The following is a 16,430-nucleotide window of genomic DNA, read 5'->3' as shown; positions in this document are numbered from 1 at the left end:
ATCACGGATGTCCTGCCTCGGCAGGACATGACCTGTTGGGGTAGGGCGGGGCGTAACGGGAGCTCTCAATGGTCTCTGCGGCAGAACAACTCGCAGCCAACCTGAATTTCTCGGCGCTCGCCAAGGCCGAGGAACTCAAGAAGCGTATTTGGTTCACGCTCGGCGCGCTGCTGGTCTACCGTTTCGGCACCTACATCCCGCTGCCCGGCATCGATCCCACTGCCTGGGAGCAGATTTTCCGGACGCAGGCGGGCGGCATCCTCGGCATGTTCAATATGTTCGCCGGCGGTGGCATCCACCGCATGGCGATCTTTGCGTTGAACATCATGCCGTACATTTCGGCCTCGATCATCATTCAGTTGATGACGACTGTTTCACCGACTCTTGAGCAACTTAAGAAAGAGGGTGAACAGGGCCGCAAGGTCATCAACCAGTACACCCGCTATCTGACCGTGGTGCTGGCTCTGTTCCAGAGCTACGGCATCGCCTACGGCCTGGAAGGTGCGGGCAATGCGGTGACCGATCCCGGCATGTTCTTCCGGGTATCGACCGCGATCACGCTCACCGGCGGCACCATGTTCCTGATGTGGCTCGGCGAGCAGATCACCGCCCGTGGCATCGGCAACGGCATTTCGCTGATCATCATGGCCGGCATCGTCGCCGAATTGCCGGCGGCCATCGCGGGCATGCTGGAACTCGGCCGCCAGGGCGCGCTGTCGACGGGACTGATCCTGGTGATCATCGTGATGGCGGTCGTCGTGATTGCCTTCATCGTGTTCATGGAGCGCGCTCAGCGCCGGCTCCTGATCCAGTATCCGAAGCGCCAGGTCGGCAACCGCATGTTCGAGGGCCAGTCCTCGCACCTGCCGCTGAAGCTCAACACCTCAGGCGTGATTCCCCCGATCTTCGCCTCGTCGCTCCTGCTGCTGCCGACCACCATCGCGCAGTTCAACGCGGGCCAGGGTCCCGAGTGGTTCCAGACGATCGTGACTCAGCTCGGCCACGGCCGGCCGCTGTTCCTGTTCCTCTATGTCGGTCTGATCGTCTTCTTCGCCTTCTTCTACACGGCGATCGTATTCAACCCGACCGAGACCGCGGACAACCTGAAGAAGCATGGCGGCTTCATTCCGGGCATCCGGCCGGGCGAGCGCACCGCCGAATACATCGACTACGTCCTGACCCGCATCACGGTGATCGGCGCGGCCTATTTGTCGGTGGTCTGCCTCATCCCGGAAATCCTGATTTCATACGCGTCGGTGCCGTTCTATTTCGGCGGCACGTCGCTCCTGATCGTCGTGAGCGTGACGATGGACACCGTTGCGCAAATCCAGGGCTACTTGCTGGCCCATCAGTATGAAGGTCTGATCAAGCGGTCGAAACTGCGGGGGCGCAGGAAATGAGGATTGTTCTGCTCGGTCCGCCGGGGGCCGGCAAGGGCACGCAAGCCAAGGAACTCGTCTCGAAATACGGCATTGTGCAGCTCTCCACCGGCGACATGCTGCGTGCGGCCGTTGCGGCCGGCACGCCGGTTGGCCAGAAGGCCAAGGACATCATGGCGCGGGGCGATCTGTGCCCCGACGAGGTCGTGGTGCAGATCGTGGCGGACCGTATCGAGCAGCCCGACGCCCGCAACGGCTTCATCCTGGACGGCTTCCCGCGCACCGTGCCGCAGGCCGAGGCGCTCGACCGGATGCTGGCCCAGAAGAAGCTCCGCCTCGATGCCGTGGTCGAGCTCAAGGTCGATCCCGACATCCTGGTCCGCCGGATCGAGACGCGCGTCGAGCAGATGAAGCTCCGCGGCGAGCCGCTGCGGGCCGACGACAATCCGGACATCCTCAAGCAGCGGCTGGCCGCCTATGGCGTCCAGACCGCGCCGCTGGTGAGCTATTACAAGGGGCAGGGATCGCTGCGGACGGTCGACGGCATGGCCTCGATCTCCGACGTCAGCGCGGCCATCAACCGGGCCCTGGCCGACGCGGCCTTCCGCCCGGTGGCCAAATCGGCCTCCAAGGCGGGGGCGGCCAAGGCCGCGCCAGCCGGCAAGCTGGCCGCCCGGAAGGCTGCCGGTTCCGTCAGGAAACCTGTGGAGAAAAAGGCCTCGATCAAGGCCAAATCGGCCCCGAAAGCCGCCAAGGGAGCCTGCCGGAAGCCTGCCGCCAAGGCTGCTCCCAAAAAGGCATCGGGCAGGGCGGCCAAAGCGTCCAAAAAAAGCCGGAAACCTGCGCGGGGGCGGAGGTTGACGAAGTGAGGCGGAATCCCCTAATAACTCGCAACCCAGTCGGACCCAGTTCGAACGATGCCGGCCCCAGAGTCTTGGGGAGGGCGTCGCGTTATCGCATGGAATCCCCGTTTTCGACGGTCTTCCGGCGCGTCGAAACAGGTAGAGACGGCAAGGCGCACAGCGGCCTGCCGCAACAGGAGTGAAGTCGTGGCCCGAATTGCAGGCGTGAATATTCCGACGAACAAGCGCGTCCTGATCGCGCTCCAGTATATCCACGGCATCGGACAGAAGAACGCCAAGGACATCATGGAGAAGGTGCATATCCCGGAAGACCGCCGGGTATCGCAGTTGACCGATCAGGAAGTGCTTCAGATCCGTGAAGTGATCGACCGTGACTATATGGTCGAGGGCGATCTGCGGCGTGAGGTTGCCGTCAATATCAAGCGGCTGATGGATCTCGGCTGCTACCGTGGTCTGCGTCACCGTAAGGGCCTGCCGGTCCGCGGTCAGCGCACCCACACCAACGCCCGCACCCGCAAGGGGCCGGCCAAGGCCATCGCCGGCAAGAAGAAGACGGCGTAACGCTCAAACAGCATTTTTATCGGCCGGCATGCATGCGCGGCCGCGAAAGGATCATCAATGGCTAAGGAAGCTACTCCTGCAGGACGCGTCCGCAGGCGCGAGCGCAAGAACATCGCCTCGGGCGTCGCGCACGTCAACGCGTCGTTCAACAACACCATGATCACCATCACCGATGCCCAGGGCAACGCCATTGCCTGGTCGTCGGCTGGCACCATGGGTTTCAAGGGCTCGCGCAAGTCGACGCCCTATGCGGCTCAGATGGCTGCGGAAGACGCCGCCAAGAAGGCCGCCGAGCATGGCATGCGCCAGCTCGAGGTCGAAGTCGCGGGTCCGGGTTCGGGCCGCGAGTCGGCGCTGCGCGCGCTGCAGGCCGCGGGCTTCACAGTGACCTCGATCCGCGACGTCACGCCGATCCCGCACAACGGCTGCCGGCCGAGAAAGCGTCGGCGCGTATGAGCGATACTTATGTCCGGCCTGCGGACGGGCAGGCTGCCGCCGACAATTCCCACGGGGCGGAGTGGGGTGCGCAAAAGAGCGCGCCACTCAATACGATGGGTGTGAACGTGATCCAGAAGAACTGGCAGGAACTGATCAAGCCGAACAAGCTCCAGGTTTCGGCGGGCTCCGACGCGAAGAAGACCGCGACGGTTATCGCCGAGCCGCTCGAGCGCGGTTTCGGCGTGACGCTCGGCAACGCGTTGCGGCGCATTCTGCTCTCGTCGCTGCAGGGCGCGGCTGTGCAGTCGGTGCACATCGACGGCGTGTTGCACGAGTTCTCGTCGATCGCTGGCGTCCGCGAGGACGTCACTGACATCGTGCTCAACATCAAGGACATCGCCATCAAGATGCAGGGCGATGGCCCCAAGCGCATGGTGGTCAAGAAGTCCGGCCCGGGCACCGTGACGGCTGGCGACATCCAGACGGTCGGTGACATCGTCGTCCTCAACCCCGAGCTCGTGCTCTGCACCCTCGACGAGGGCGCCGAGATCCGCATGGAGTTCACGGTCAACACCGGCAAGGGCTATGTGCCCGCCGAGCGTAACCGTCCCGAGGACGCGCCGATCGGGCTCATTCCGGTCGACAGCCTGTTCTCGCCGGTCCGCAAGGTCTCCTACAAGGTCGAGAACACCCGTGAGGGCCAGATACTCGACTACGACAAGCTGACCATGACGATCGAAACCAACGGCGCGGTCGGCCCCGAGGATGCGCTCGCTTACGCGGCGCGCATCCTGCAGGACCAGCTCAACGTGTTCGTCAACTTCGAGGAGCCCCGCAAGGAGCAGGCCCAGGAATCCATTCCGGACCTCGCCTTCAACCCGGCGTTCCTCAAGAAGGTCGACGAGCTCGAGCTCAGCGTTCGTTCGGCGAACTGTCTCAAGAACGACAACATCGTCTACATCGGCGACCTCGTTCAGAAGACCGAAGCCGAGATGCTGCGCACGCCGAATTTCGGCCGCAAGTCGCTCAACGAGATCAAGGAAGTGCTGGCACAGATGGGCCTGCACCTTGGCATGGAAGTGCCTGGCTGGCCGCCCGAGAACATCGAAGAGCTCGCCAAGCGCTTCGAGGATCATTACTAACACCGCAACGTCATGCCCGGCCGAGCGCCGGGCATGATTTTGTTTTTGTAAGCGAAGGAAACACAGGCGATGCGTCACGGAAACGCTCACCGCAAGCTCGGCCGCAAGCCTGAACATCGCAAGGCGATGTTCGCCAACATGGCGGCTGCGCTGATCAAGCACGAGCAGATCACCACCACCTTGCCGAAGGCGAAGGAACTGCGGCCGGTGGTCGAGAAGCTCATCACACTCGGCAAGCGCGGCGGCCTGCATGCCCGCCGCCAGGCGATCTCGCAGGTCCGCGATGTCGCGATGGTCAAGAAGCTCTTCGACGTGCTCGGCCCGCGCTACAAGGAGCGCAATGGCGGCTACTGCCGGATCATGAAGGCTGGGTTCCGTCACGGCGACAACGCCGCCGTCGCGGTGATCGAGTTCGTCGATCGCGATGAGTCGGCCAAGGGCCTCGATTCGGGGCCGGTGACGGCACGCTCGGTCGAGGAAACCGCCACCGCCGCGTAAGTCGTCGTGATGACTGCGGGACATATGAAAAGGGCGGCCTTGGCCGCCCTTTTGCTTTTGGTGTCGGTGATGCCGGGTTTCGCGCAGCAGGGCAAAGACAAGGAGCGCGATATGATCGCTGCCGCCGAGCGTGATGAACTGGCGGCGGTCCGCGGTCTGCTTGCCGACGGCGCACGGATCGACGCCCGTGACCAGCGCGGCCGGACGGCACTGCTTGCGGCCACCCACCGCAATCGCGTCGAAGTCGCGCGCTTCCTCATTCAGGAGGGCGCCGACGTCAACGCCAAGGACTTCATCCAGGACACGCCGTTTCTCTATGCGGGCGCAGAAGGCCGCAACGATATCCTGAAGCTCACGCTTGCGGCTGGCGCCAACCTCAAGGACACCAATCGCTATGGCGGCACGGCGCTGATCCCGGCCGCGCATCACGGTCATGTCGAGACGGTGAAGATTCTGCTCTCCACAGCGATCGACAAGGACCACGTCAACAACCTCGGCTGGACCGCTCTGCTGGAGGCCGTGATTCTCGGTGATGGGGGCGCCACGCACACCGAGATCGTACGGCTTCTGGTGGCCGCCGGCGCCAACGTCAACGTCGCCGACCGCGATGGTGCGACGCCGCTGGCCCATGCCAAGCGCGCGAAATATGCCGGGATGGTGCGGATTTTATCAGGGGCGGGCGCCAAGTAGTGTGAGCCAGGTAACGCTGCGTCAATTGTGTCCTGGGCAAGATGTGGGAGCCGATTGCGCTGTCCCGGCGCGGCGGTAAGATTGAACCGATTCAAATCGGGAATTTTTGCCGCGGATTCCCCATCCGCGTTTTTTGCCTCCGGCCGAACAAGGAGAAATTGATGATCCGCTGGACCCTGGCGTTTGCCTTGACCGCTGCGCTTTCGAGTCACACCGCTGCCCAATCCGCCGTCGAGCGCGGCAGCTATCTCGTCAACACCATCATGACCTGCGCCAACTGCCATTCGCCGAAGGGACCGCCCGCGGCTGTCGCCGGCAAGGATTTCTCCGGAGGCTTGCGCTTCAACGAGCCGCCGTTCGATGTGACTGCGCCGAACATCACCTCCGACAAGGAGACCGGCCTCGGCAATTGGACCGACGCCGAGATCAAGACGCTGCTGCTCACCGGCAAGGACCATCACGGCATCCAGGTCGCCGAAGTGATGCCGACGGCGTTCTATCCGATCCTGACGCCCGAGGACCTCAACGCAATCGTCGCCTATCTGCGAACGCTCGCGCCGATCAAGAACAAGGTGGCTGACCCGGTCTACAAGATCGCGCTTCCGCACCACGTCTACCCGGGCGCCGAGAAGGCCTATTCGCAGGCTGATCTCAACGACAAGCTGAAGAAGGGCCGTTACCTCGCCACCATCGGTCACTGCATGGAGTGCCATACGCCGTTCAAGCAGGGCGGCGGCGGTGCCGATTTCGCTGACTCGCTCGGCAAAGGTGGCCGCGATTTCCCGGGCCCGTGGGGCATCTCGAAGTCGCGCAACATCACGTCCAGCAAGACCGCGGGCCTCGGTGACTGGACCGACGCCGAGATCAAGACCGCGATCACGCAGGGCAAGCGGAAGGACGGCACGCCGCTCAAGGGCCCGATGGGCTTCCAGTATTACGCCAAGATGACCGACGCCGACCTCGACGCGGTTATTGCCTATCTGCGAACCGTCCCGGCCAAGGATTAAGCGGATTCGGAGGGGCGGGACGGCTGGGATTGACCGGCTGTTCCGCCCTTCATTTGCCGCTTCGAGGGGCCTATATCTCGGGTTCCGCAACGGACACGGCAATCATGACCCTACGCTTGAGCTTTGTTTGTGCGCTGGCCGGCATCAGCCTGCTGGCGGTTGAGCCCGTCTCGGCCCAGCAGCGCGTGGTGCCGCCGTCGCCCGAGGCGCTGCGGATGTCGTATGCGCCGATCGTGCAGCGGGTGACGCCTGCGGTCGTGACCGTATCGGCGGCAAAGACGGTCGAGAACCGCAACCCGCTGATGGACGATCCGTTCTTCCGCCGTTTCTTCGGCGGGGGAGGTCCGTTCGGCGGCCGGCAGGAGCAGCGCTCGCTTGGTTCCGGCGTCATCGTCGATGCCGGCGGCCTCGTCGTCACCAACAACCACGTCATCGACGGCGCCGACCAGGTGAAGATCTCGCTCGCCGACAAGCGCGAGTTTCAGGTCGACGTGGTGTTGAAGGACCCGCGCACCGATCTTGCGGTGTTGCGCGTGAAGGACGGCAAGGAGCGCTTCCCAGTCATGGAGTTCAGCAACTCCGATGAGCTTCAGGTCGGCGACGTGGTGCTCGCCGTCGGCAATCCGTTCGGCGTGGGCCAGACCGTGACGCACGGCATTGTGTCGGGCGTGGCGCGAACGCAGGTCGGCATCTCCGACTATCAGTTCTTCATCCAGACCGACGCTGCGATCAATCCGGGCAATTCAGGCGGCGCGCTGGTCGACATGGCCGGTCGCATGGTCGGCATCAACACGGCGATCTTCTCGCGCTCCGGCGGCTCGCAAGGCATCGGCTTTGCGATTCCAGCCAACATGGTGCGGGTGGTGGTGGCCTCGGCCAAGCTCGGCGGGACCGTGAAGCGGCCATGGCTTGGCGCTAATCTCCAGGCCGTGACGCCCGAGTTGTCGCGCGAGTTCGACCTTAAGCGTCCGGCTGGCGCTGTGATCACCAACGTCACCGCCAGCAGCCCCGCCGCGCGCGCCGGCCTCAAGCCCGGCGACGTCATCGTTGCGGTCGGCGATCAGCCGGTCGATGATCCTAACGCCTTCAACTACCGCTTTGTCACGCATTCGCTCGGCGGCAGCGTGCCGCTCGGCATCGTTCGCGGCGGCCGCGAAATCAAGATCGCCGTTGCGCTCGAGACTGCGCCGGAGACGGCGCGTGATGAGATCGTGATCAAGGCGCGTTCACCGTTCACCGGCGCGAAGGTCGCCAACCTTTCGCCGGCGCTCGCCGATGAACTGCAGCTCGAAAGCTCCAGCGAGGGCGTCGCGGTGCTCGAAGTGGGTGAGGGCACGCTGGCGCAGAACTTCGGCTTCCAGCGCGGCGACGTGGTGCTGTCGGTGAACAACGCCAAGATCGCCAAGACCCGCGATCTGGAGAAGGTCGCCGAGGCCGGCGCCCGCGTCTGGCGTGTCGTCATTCAGCGCGGCGGTCAGCAGATCTCTGCCGTGTTCGGCGGATAGACGATGGCGACGCGCGCCAAACGCGGCGACGGTCCAAGCCTGTTCGCCGCGGCTGGCCTCGACAACGACGCGCCGCGTCCGCTCGCCGACAAGCTCCGCCCGCAAAAGCTTGCCGATGTCGTCGGCCAGGACCAGCTGCTGGGTCCCGACGGCGCGCTGACGCGCATGCTGGAAAGCAACTCGCTCGGTTCGCTGATCTTCTGGGGGCCGCCAGGCACCGGCAAGACCACGGTGGCACGGCTTCTGGCGAATGAGACCAGCCTCACCTTTGTGCAGATCTCGGCGATTTTTTCCGGCGTCGCCGATCTCAAGAAGGTGTTCGATGAGGCGAGAGCGCGGCGGGAAACCGGGCAGGGGACGCTCCTGTTCGTCGACGAGATCCATCGCTTCAACCGCGCCCAGCAGGACAGTTTCCTCCCGGTGATGGAGGACGGCACCATCGTGCTGGTCGGCGCCACCACCGAAAATCCATCGTTCGAATTGATCGCACCGATGCTGTCGCGTGCCCGCGTGCTGGTGTTCAAGTCGCTCGGCCCCGATGCGATTGAGAAGCTTCTGGCGCGCGCCGAAGAGCTTGAAGCCAAGCAACTTCCGCTCGACGCCGAGGCGCGCCTTTCGCTCGCTCGCATGGCCGACGGCGACGGCCGCGCCTCCCTGACACTCGTCGAAGAGGTCTGGCGCGCCGCGCGGCCTGGCGAGATTTTCGACAGCGTCGCGCTGCAGCAGATCGTGCAACGCCGCGCGCCGATCTACGACAAGAAGCAGGATGGCCACTACAACCTGATCTCGGCGCTGCACAAGTCGGTGCGCGGCTCCGATCCTGACGCCGCGCTCTATTATCTCTCGCGCATGCTCGATGCGGGCGAGGACCCGCTCTATCTCGCGCGACGGATCGTGCGCATGGCGATCGAGGACATCGGCCTCGCCGATCCTCAGGCCTTGGTGATCGCCAACGCGGCGAAAGACGCTTACGATTTCCTGGGGTCGCCTGAAGGCGAGCTCGCCATCGCCCAGGCCGTGATTTACGTCGCGACCGCGCCGAAATCCAACGCTGCTTACGTGGCCTTCGGCGCGGCCAAGCGCAGCGCCAGGGACAACGGCTCGTTGCTTCCGCCCAAGCACATCCTCAACGCGCCGACGCGGCTGATGAAAGACGAAGGCTACGGCCGCGGCTATGCCTACGACCATGAACAGGAAGAAGCGTTCTCCGGCCAGGATTACTTCCCGGAGGAAATGGAGCGACAGCAATTCTATGATCCGCCGGAACGCGGCTTCGAGCGTGAGATCAGGAAGCGGCTGGAATACTGGGCGAAACTTCGCAAGGAGCGCGGTGGTCGGCCATAGAAAAATTCATCGGTGAGCAAAACTTTTTTGCGGTATCGTGGTGTTGCATGAAGGCCTACCAAAGCGTTTAGAAACGCTCCGATAGGCTTAAATCTATTGCCAAACGCAAGGGCTGAAAATTGCAATGAAGTGTTTGTGGCTTGTCAGCTGCGCAGTTGGCGCGGCGACCATGGGATCTATGATTACGCCGATGGCATTCGCGTCCGAAGCGTTCGTCGGGCGCTGGGCGACGAAGCCCGAGGTCTGCAGCGCCCGCGGCGGCGAGACGCCGGACTCAACGGCGCTGGTCGCCACCGACAAATCGCTGTGGTGGTACGACGGCTATTGCAGCATCGGCAAAATGTACAAGACCAAGGCGGTCTATGTGCAGGCGCATTGCTGGAACAAGGGCGACGTGCCGGTGACGTTGGATGTGACCGGCGATCGCATGAAGATCACCTGGAACCGCGGCAAGCCGGAAGATCTGAAGCGCTGCCCGTAAGGGGCCGCGCGCTCTGTTTTCACCTCTCCCATGGGGAGAGGTCGCCGAGCGAAGCTCGGCGGGTGAGGGGGTACGGTCTTTCGATAGTGCGAACGCCCTCACCCCAACCCTCTCCCCACGGGAGAGGGAGCGCACCGCCGCTTTATTTCCTTCTTGTGATCAACTCATGACCGCCGCGGCGCCATCCGTCGCGGCGTCGGTCTTCGGCCATCGTGCCTTCGCGTTCTACTGGGTCGGCCGGATCGTCTCGATCCTGTCGTTTCAGATGCTGATGGTGGCAATCGGTTGGCAGTTGTACGCCATCACCAACAGCGCGCTCGATCTAGGCCTCCTCGGTGTCGCCCAGTTCGTGCCGATGCTGCTGCTGACCTTGATCGTTGGCCACGTCGCCGACCGTCACGACTATCGCGTCATCCTTCTGGTCTGCCAGATCGGCGAGGCGATCGCGGCAGGCTTCCTCGCGCTGGGCTCGGCGATGGGCTGGCTCAGCCCGTGGTCGATCTATGCGGTGGTGGTGCTGGTTGGCGCCGCGCGCGCCTTCGAAATCCCGACCATGGTCGCGATCATCCCGGCGCTGGTGCCGCGGCCGCTGGTGCCGGCTGCGACCGCCTGGTTCACCTCGGCCAACCAGGCTGGCCAGATCATCGGCCCGGTGCTCGGCGGCTCGATCTATGCCTTTGGCCCCGCCGCGGTCTACGGCACCGCGATCGCGCTCTGGGCGGTCGGGGTGTGCTTCATCGGCATGATCAAAATGGAGCGTCCGCCGTGCTCGGCCGATCCGTTGACGCTCCGTTCAGCCTTCAGCGGCTTTCGGTACGTGCTGCGCGATCCGGTGATCTTCGGCACCATCGCGCTCGACATGTGCGCGGTGTTCCTCGCGGGTCTCGGCACGCTCTATCCGATCTTCGCCCGCGACATTCTGAAGGCCGGGCCGGAGGGGCTGGGCCTCCTGCGCACCGCGCCCGCGGCCGGCGCGCTCGCAATGTCGATCGTGCTGGCCCGCCGGCCGCTGACCCTTCCCATCGGCCGGGTGCTGTTCACCGTGATTTCGGTGTTCGGGCTGTTCACCATCCTGTTTGGCCTGTCGACCCATCTGGTCCTGTCGCTTGCGGCGCTGGCGGTGCTCGGCGCTGCCGATGCGGTCAGCGTGGTGATCCGTTTCTCGCTGGTTCAGCTTCGGACACCAACCGAGATGCGCGGCCGGGTCAGCGCCGTGAACGGCATGTTCACCGGCACCTCCAACTATCTTGGCGATTTCCGGGCCGGCGCGGTGGCAGCTGCCGTCGGGGCGCCGTTTGCGGCCGTGCTCGGCGGGGCCGGGGTGTTCCTAGTGGTGGCGCTTTGGTTGTTTCTTTTCCCGCAGTTGCGGCGTATCCGTTCGCTGGACGAAGTCCCGAAACCGCCCTAAGCCAAACCATGAACGACGTTGAGGCGAAACCCGCCAAAGCCAGCCCCGGCAAGGGTGTCCAGACCGTCCACGTCTCGGGCGACGAGGACGGCATGCGGCTCGACCGCTTCTTCGAGGCGCGCTTTCCAGGCCTGTCGTTCAGCCATATCCAGCGCATTATTCGCAAAGGCGAGGTGCGGGTGAACGGCAAGCGCGCCGAGCCCAAGGACCGCATCCAGAAGGGCTATGCGATCCGCGTGCCGCCGCTCAAGGTCGAGCCGCCCAAGCCGCGCGACAACGCCTCGGCCGACAGCAAAGACCGCGCCTTCCTCAAATCCATCACGCTGTTCGAGGACGACGACGTGATGGTGCTGAACAAGCCCATGGGCCTGAGCGTGCAGGGCGGCTCCGGCACTTACCGCCATATCGACGGCATGCTCGGCAGCATGACATCGAAGGATGGCCAGCGGCCGCGGCTCGTGCATCGGCTCGACAAGGACACATCGGGCTGCCTGCTCGTCGCCAAGTCGCGCTTTGCGGCCGCAGCGCTTGCCAAGAACTTCCGCTCGCGCTCGGCGCGCAAGATCTACTGGGCGCTGGTGGCGGGCGTGCCGCGGCCGCGCCAGGGCCGGGTCTCCACGTTCCTCGCCAAGGAGGAGCGCGAAGACGAGAGCATGATGCGCATCGCGCGCCACGGCGAGGACAACGCGAGCCACGCGGTCACGTACTACGCCGTGGTCGAGACCGCGGCGCAGAAACTCGCCTGGTTGTCGCTCAAGCCCGTGACCGGCCGCACCCATCAGCTTCGTGCGCACATGGAGCACATCGGCCATCCGATCATTGGCGACGAGAAGTATTTCCGCATCGAGAATTACGAGTTTCCCGGCGGCATGCAGAACAAGCTGCATCTACTGGCCCGGCGTATTGCAATTCCGCATCCGCGCGGAGGAGTGATCGACGTCACCGCGCCATTGCCTCCGCATATGCAGCAGTCCTGGAATCTGCTGGGCTTCGACGCCAAGCGCTACGACCCGATCGTCGACGCGCCTGAGGATTAGCCGCCATCGGCAACAATCCGCGCGATCAACAATGCGCGAATTGATGCGCTGAACCCGCCGCAGTCATTCCGGGGCGCGCCGAAGGCGCGAACCCGGAATCCAGACACATCGAAATCCCTTCGGAACTGGATTCCGGATCGCTGCTTCGCAGCGTCCGGAATGACAGCCGCGTGAGTTCGACCGTCCCGGACTTATCCGGAGCGGTCTTTCTATTAACTTGACATGCAACTATTTGGTTGCATATTGTGTTCATGGATGAGGTCTTCAAAGCGCTGGCCGACGCGAGCAGGAGAGAGCTGCTCGATCGGCTTCGCGCGGAGAACGGCCAGACTCTCGGCGAACTCTGCTCGCGGCTTGCCATGACGCGGCAGGCGGTGAGCAAGCATCTCGCCATCCTCGAAGCGGCCAATCTCGTCGCCACGGTGCGGCGCGGCCGCGAGAAGCTGCACTACCTCAACCCGGTGCCGATCCACGAGATCGCGGACCGCTGGATCGGCAAGTTCGAACGCTCGCGCCTCGACGCGCTGGGCGAGCTGAAGAAGGCATTGGAGGCAGGTGATGAGTAAGCCCGACGCAAGGACGACCGCGTCCAGAACGATCGCCACAACGCGGATCGAGAACGGCAAGCCGAAATTCGTCTATGTGATCTACATCGCCGCGCCCATCGAAAAGGTCTGGCAAGCGCTGACCGATCCGAAGATGACCGAGCAGTACTGGTTCGGCTATCGGGTTGCCTCGGACTGGAAGGTCGGCTCGCATTACGTGGTCGACAAGGACGGCGTGCCGCCCTTCGACAAGGGCATCGTGCTGGAATGCGATCCGCCGCGGCGGCTTTCGTACACCTGGCATCCGCAATACCAGCATGTCCTCCACGAACCGCATTCGCGCGTGACCTTCGAGCTCGTGCCGTTCGAGAACGAGGTGCAGCTCACCGTCATCCACGATGAATTCGAAGCGGGCAGCAAGGTGTTCGAGAGCATCAGCGGCGGCTGGCCGAAGGTGCTGTCGAGCTTGAAGAGCCTGCTGGAGACCGGGAACGGCCTGATCTCCTCTTTCAGCGATGTCGTCACGCAGCGTCAGGCAGCCCTGGGGAGGTCGGCGTGAACGATACCAGCGCGACTATGGCCAAGCCGAAGTTCGTCTATGTCACCTATATCCGCACCACAGCGGAGAAGCTCTGGCGCGCCCTGATCGAGCCAGAGTTCACCAGGCAGTACTGGGGCGAAACCTGGCAGGACTCTGACTGGAAGCCAGGCTCGTCATGGAAACTGATGATCCCGGACGGCCGTGTCGCCGACGCCGGCAAGATCATCGAGGTCGAGCCGCATAAGCGTCTGGTGCTCACGTGGCAAAACGAATTCCTCTCGGAGTTGCGTGCGGACGGCGTCTCGCGATTGACCTACGAGCTAGAGCAGCAAGGCGACATGGTGAAGCTCACGCTGACCCATGAGAGCGACACGCCGGACTCGAAGCTGATCGAGAAGGTATCGCAAGGCTGGCCGGCCATCCTCGCGAGCCTCAAGAGCCTGCTGGAAACCGGCGAGTCATTGGTTGCAACTCGGAAATGGCCGGGGAAGCTGTGACATGCAGAACTTGCAGACCAAAGACTGGAAACCCAAGACCGTCTACGTCACTTACATCGCGGCAACGCCCGAGAAGGTCTGGGCGGCACTGACGTCCGCGGAGTTCACGAAGCAATATTTCGGCGGCTTCGCCATCGAGGTTGAACCAAGGACCGGCGGTGCCTTTGCGTTTCGCTATCCGGATGGCCGCATTCACATCAGTGGCAAGGTGATTGAATGGGCGCCGCCGCGGCGGTTCGCCTGCACCTGGCTGGTGGAGGGCATGAAGGATTTCGGCGAACTGCCCGAGTGCCTCGTCACTTACGAGATCGAGCCGGCCGGCGATGCTGTGAAGCTGACCATGACAGAGGCGCACTCGTGGGATATTCCGCCATCGATCCTGGCCGGCGGCCAATCCGGCTGGCCAGCGATCCTGTCGGGGCTGAAGAGCCTGCTCGAAACCGGCAAGCCGCTTGCGATCAAGATGGCGCCGCCGGAAGGCTTCATGGAGGCGGTGAAAGAGGCGGTGGCGACCAAGCCTTGGCTGCGCTAGCGCGCAGGTGAATCTGATACATTGGCGCTGCCAACCGAGCGCACGCCATGGCCATCCGCCGCCCGCCCGCACTGGATCGTATCGACATCAAGATTCTGGCTACCCTGCAGCGCGACGGCCGTTCGACGGTCCAGAAGCTCGCAGGATTGGTCGGGCTGACGCCGCGGCCCTGCCTCGAACGGGTGCGGCGGCTCGAAGCGGCCGGCATCATCGCCGGATACCGCGCCGTGATCGCGGTCGAACGGCTGTCGAAGCCGGTCACGATCTTCGCCGAGATCGCGCTGGAGAAGCTCGGCCGCCAGGACCGCCTGGAGAAGCGCCTGCGTTCGATCGAAGAGGTGGTCGAGTGCTGGGAGGTGAGCGGCGATCTCGACTATCTGGCGCGGTTCGTGTGCAGCGACGTCGCCCGCTATGAAGAGCTGACCACCGAGCTGATCGACGACGTCGATCTCGGCGTGCGGCGGATCACGAGCCATATCGCGCTCCGCTCGGTGTGCACCTTCTCGGGCTATCCGATGTCACTGCTTTCGCCGTCAGGTCAGCGCGATAAACAGAGCTGAGCCGGCTCTTTTTCAAGCCACAGCATTTGCGGCTGCACAGGCCGTCATTCGCAGCCGAAACGGTCGCGGCGCGCGACGACTTCGGCCGGAACGGCGTGGTCGTCACTATAAAATTCTTATAGTTGACATGATGAGGCGAGCCATGACCAGGACCATGACGCCGATCGAGCTGGAGGAGCACTACGCGGCCCACAACTACGAGCCATTGCCGGTGGTGTTGGCGCGCGGCCAGGGCGCGCATCTGTGGGACGTCAACGGCCGGCGCTACATCGACATGATGAGCGCTTACTCCGCCGCGAGCCACGGCCATAGCCATCCGCGCATTCTCGCAGCCCTCGAAGCCCAGGCGCATCGCCTCGCAATGCCGTCGCGCGCCTATTACAACGACCGCCTCGGTCTGTTGCTGGCCGAGCTCTGCCGCCGCACCGGGCTCGATGCGGCTTTACCGATGAACACCGGCGCCGAAGCGGTCGAGACCGCGATCAAGGCCGCCCGCCGCTGGGGCTACCGCGTCAAGCGTATCCCCCGCGATCGCGCCGAGATCGTCGTGGCGCAGGGTAACTTCCACGGCCGTACCACGACCATTGTCGGCTTCTCGACCGAAGCCGATTATCGCGCGGATTTCGGCCCGTTCGCGCCGGGCTTCCGCGCCGTGCCGTTCGGCGATCTTGCCGCGATGGCCGCCGCGATCACCCCGGACACGGCCGCGGTCATGATCGAGCCGATCCAGGGCGAGGCCGGCATCATCGTGCCGCCGCAGGGCTATCTCGCGGGCGTGCGCCGGCTGTGCGATGAGCGCGGCGTGCTCTTCATCCTCGACGAGGTACAGTCGGGGCTCGGCCGCACCGGTGCCTGGTTTGCGTTCGAGCACGAGCACGTGGTTCCCGACGGCCTGATCCTCGGCAAGGCGCTGGGCGGCGGCATCCTGCCGGTTTCCGCGCTGGTCGGCCGGCGCGAGCTGACGGATGTGTTCACACCTGGCTCCCACGGATCGACCTTTGGCGGCAATCCGCTCGCCGCGGCGGTTGGCCTTGAGGCCCTGCATATCATCGAGGACGAGAAGCTCGTCGAGCGCAGCCGCGTGCTCGGCGCCTTCATGCTGACCCGCCTGCGCGCGATGCGAAGTCCCGCGCTCAAGGCGGTGCGTGGCCGCGGACTCTGGGTCGGCGCCGAAATCGACCCGGCTTACGCCGGCGCCCGCGAGGTCTGCCTGCGGATGCTGACGAAGGGCGTGCTGTCGAAAGACACGCACGGCACGGTGGTGCGGCTCGCGCCGCCGCTCGTCATCGAACGCGCCGATATCGACCGTGCGCTCGACGTATTCGAAGAGACGCTGGACGAGGTCGCGCGGCACCGGGAGCCCGCGGTCGCGTGAGCGAACGGCACGAGAGGGGAAGGAGGG

18 protein-coding genes and 1 pseudogene are annotated in these 16,430 nt (G+C 64.2%); all 19 read left to right on the top strand.

Annotated elements, in window-relative coordinates; translation table 11 throughout:
• Window positions 1–68: 68 nt before the first annotated feature.
• Complete coding sequence (gene secY / locus RHPLAN_RS22425) at window positions 69–1,400, top strand: preprotein translocase subunit SecY (RefSeq protein ID WP_068022155.1); 1,332 nt, start codon at window positions 69–71, stop codon at window positions 1,398–1,400.
• Window positions 1,397–2,248: an adenylate kinase gene (locus RHPLAN_RS22420; protein ID WP_068022152.1), complete on the top strand. Its 852-nt coding sequence runs from the start codon at window positions 1,397–1,399 to the stop codon at window positions 2,246–2,248. The genes secY and RHPLAN_RS22420 overlap by 4 nt, the downstream gene beginning before the upstream one ends.
• A 180-nt stretch (window positions 2,249–2,428) precedes the next feature.
• Window positions 2,429–2,803, top strand: coding sequence for a 30S ribosomal protein S13 (rpsM, locus tag RHPLAN_RS22415; protein ID WP_068022149.1), 375 nt, complete (start codon window positions 2,429–2,431; stop codon window positions 2,801–2,803).
• Window positions 2,804–2,860: 57 nt separating this feature from the next.
• Entirely contained in the window at window positions 2,861–3,259 is a 399-nt protein-coding gene (gene rpsK, locus RHPLAN_RS22410; RefSeq protein WP_068022147.1) for a 30S ribosomal protein S11, read from the top strand.
• Window positions 3,260–3,354: 95 nt separating this feature from the next.
• Window positions 3,355–4,383 (top strand): DNA-directed RNA polymerase subunit alpha, encoded by a 1,029-nt coding sequence (locus tag RHPLAN_RS22405; RefSeq protein ID WP_068022144.1) that lies wholly within the window; start codon window positions 3,355–3,357, stop codon window positions 4,381–4,383.
• Window positions 4,384–4,452: 69 nt separating this feature from the next.
• Window positions 4,453–4,881 (top strand): 50S ribosomal protein L17, encoded by a 429-nt coding sequence (gene rplQ / locus RHPLAN_RS22400; RefSeq protein ID WP_068022141.1) that lies wholly within the window; start codon window positions 4,453–4,455, stop codon window positions 4,879–4,881.
• A gap of 24 nt (window positions 4,882–4,905) precedes the next feature.
• Window positions 4,906–5,571, top strand: a complete 666-nt coding sequence (locus RHPLAN_RS22395) for an ankyrin repeat domain-containing protein (protein ID WP_068022139.1) — start codon at window positions 4,906–4,908, stop codon at window positions 5,569–5,571.
• Between the two features lie 161 nt (window positions 5,572–5,732).
• Window positions 5,733–6,578: a c-type cytochrome gene (locus RHPLAN_RS22390; RefSeq protein WP_068031671.1), complete on the top strand. Its 846-nt coding sequence runs from the start codon at window positions 5,733–5,735 to the stop codon at window positions 6,576–6,578.
• A 104-nt stretch (window positions 6,579–6,682) separates the two neighbouring features.
• Window positions 6,683–8,083, top strand: coding sequence for a Do family serine endopeptidase (locus RHPLAN_RS22385; protein ID WP_068022137.1), 1,401 nt, complete (start codon window positions 6,683–6,685; stop codon window positions 8,081–8,083).
• Between the two features lie 3 nt (window positions 8,084–8,086).
• Window positions 8,087–9,427 (top strand): replication-associated recombination protein A, encoded by a 1,341-nt coding sequence (locus tag RHPLAN_RS22380; RefSeq protein ID WP_068022135.1) that lies wholly within the window; start codon window positions 8,087–8,089, stop codon window positions 9,425–9,427.
• Between the two features lie 190 nt (window positions 9,428–9,617).
• Window positions 9,618–9,908 (top strand): hypothetical protein, encoded by a 291-nt coding sequence (locus tag RHPLAN_RS22375; RefSeq protein ID WP_157100418.1) that lies wholly within the window; start codon window positions 9,618–9,620, stop codon window positions 9,906–9,908.
• Window positions 9,909–10,074: 166 nt separating this feature from the next.
• Window positions 10,075–11,316: an MFS transporter gene (locus tag RHPLAN_RS22370; protein WP_068022126.1), complete on the top strand. Its 1,242-nt coding sequence runs from the start codon at window positions 10,075–10,077 to the stop codon at window positions 11,314–11,316.
• Window positions 11,211–12,353, top strand: a pseudogene (locus RHPLAN_RS22365) (RluA family pseudouridine synthase); the annotation flags it as partial. The gene RHPLAN_RS22370 and the pseudogene RHPLAN_RS22365, both read left to right, overlap by 106 nt.
• Before the next feature lie 251 nt (window positions 12,354–12,604).
• Entirely contained in the window at window positions 12,605–12,919 is a 315-nt protein-coding gene (locus tag RHPLAN_RS22360) for an ArsR/SmtB family transcription factor (protein WP_068022123.1), read from the top strand.
• Window positions 12,912–13,457 (top strand): SRPBCC family protein, encoded by a 546-nt coding sequence (locus RHPLAN_RS22355; protein WP_084245335.1) that lies wholly within the window; start codon window positions 12,912–12,914, stop codon window positions 13,455–13,457. The genes RHPLAN_RS22360 and RHPLAN_RS22355 overlap by 8 nt, the downstream gene beginning before the upstream one ends.
• Entirely contained in the window at window positions 13,454–13,936 is a 483-nt protein-coding gene (locus RHPLAN_RS22350; protein ID WP_335341019.1) for an SRPBCC family protein, read from the top strand. The genes RHPLAN_RS22355 and RHPLAN_RS22350 overlap by 4 nt, the downstream gene beginning before the upstream one ends.
• Before the next feature lie 10 nt (window positions 13,937–13,946).
• The gene (locus tag RHPLAN_RS22345; RefSeq protein ID WP_442971834.1) at window positions 13,947–14,468 is read left to right on the top strand and encodes an SRPBCC family protein; all 522 of its coding nucleotides are present in this window, start codon (window positions 13,947–13,949) and stop codon (window positions 14,466–14,468) included.
• 47 nt (window positions 14,469–14,515) lie between these two features.
• Window positions 14,516–15,028, top strand: a complete 513-nt coding sequence (locus RHPLAN_RS22340; RefSeq protein ID WP_198164444.1) for an Lrp/AsnC family transcriptional regulator — start codon at window positions 14,516–14,518, stop codon at window positions 15,026–15,028.
• Window positions 15,029–15,170: 142 nt separating this feature from the next.
• On the top strand, window positions 15,171–16,403 hold the full coding sequence (rocD, locus tag RHPLAN_RS22335) for an ornithine--oxo-acid transaminase (protein WP_157100417.1): 1,233 nt from the start codon (window positions 15,171–15,173) through the stop codon (window positions 16,401–16,403).
• Window positions 16,404–16,430: the final 27 nt, after the last annotated feature.

The sequence above is a fragment of the Rhodoplanes sp. Z2-YC6860 genome, from assembly GCF_001579845.1.
Classification (GTDB): domain Bacteria; phylum Pseudomonadota; class Alphaproteobacteria; order Rhizobiales; family Xanthobacteraceae; genus Z2-YC6860.
This window is presented reverse-complemented; position numbering and strand designations above follow the sequence as displayed.

Bases quoted from the DNA above. Each gene is read 5' to 3' on its own strand.
- secY (WP_068022155.1), top strand. From the start codon at position 69: ATGGTCTCTGCGGCAGAACAACTCGCAGCCAACCTGAATTTCTCGGCG.
- RHPLAN_RS22420 (WP_068022152.1), top strand. From the start codon at position 1,397: ATGAGGATTGTTCTGCTCGGTCCGCCGGGGGCCGGCAAGGGCACGCAA.
- rpsK (WP_068022147.1), top strand. From the start codon at position 2,861: ATGGCTAAGGAAGCTACTCCTGCAGGACGCGTCCGCAGGCGCGAGCGC.
- RHPLAN_RS22405 (WP_068022144.1), top strand. From the start codon at position 3,355: ATGGGTGTGAACGTGATCCAGAAGAACTGGCAGGAACTGATCAAGCCG.
- rplQ (WP_068022141.1), top strand. From the start codon at position 4,453: ATGCGTCACGGAAACGCTCACCGCAAGCTCGGCCGCAAGCCTGAACAT.
- RHPLAN_RS22395 (WP_068022139.1), top strand. From the start codon at position 4,906: ATGAAAAGGGCGGCCTTGGCCGCCCTTTTGCTTTTGGTGTCGGTGATG.
- RHPLAN_RS22390 (WP_068031671.1), top strand. From the start codon at position 5,733: ATGATCCGCTGGACCCTGGCGTTTGCCTTGACCGCTGCGCTTTCGAGT.
- RHPLAN_RS22385 (WP_068022137.1), top strand. From the start codon at position 6,683: ATGACCCTACGCTTGAGCTTTGTTTGTGCGCTGGCCGGCATCAGCCTG.
- RHPLAN_RS22380 (WP_068022135.1), top strand. From the start codon at position 8,087: ATGGCGACGCGCGCCAAACGCGGCGACGGTCCAAGCCTGTTCGCCGCG.
- RHPLAN_RS22375 (WP_157100418.1), top strand. From the start codon at position 9,618: ATGGCATTCGCGTCCGAAGCGTTCGTCGGGCGCTGGGCGACGAAGCCC.
- RHPLAN_RS22370 (WP_068022126.1), top strand. From the start codon at position 10,075: ATGACCGCCGCGGCGCCATCCGTCGCGGCGTCGGTCTTCGGCCATCGT.
- RHPLAN_RS22360 (WP_068022123.1), top strand. From the start codon at position 12,605: ATGGATGAGGTCTTCAAAGCGCTGGCCGACGCGAGCAGGAGAGAGCTG.
- RHPLAN_RS22355 (WP_084245335.1), top strand. From the start codon at position 12,912: ATGAGTAAGCCCGACGCAAGGACGACCGCGTCCAGAACGATCGCCACA.
- RHPLAN_RS22340 (WP_198164444.1), top strand. From the start codon at position 14,516: ATGGCCATCCGCCGCCCGCCCGCACTGGATCGTATCGACATCAAGATT.
- rocD (WP_157100417.1), top strand. From the start codon at position 15,171: ATGACCAGGACCATGACGCCGATCGAGCTGGAGGAGCACTACGCGGCC.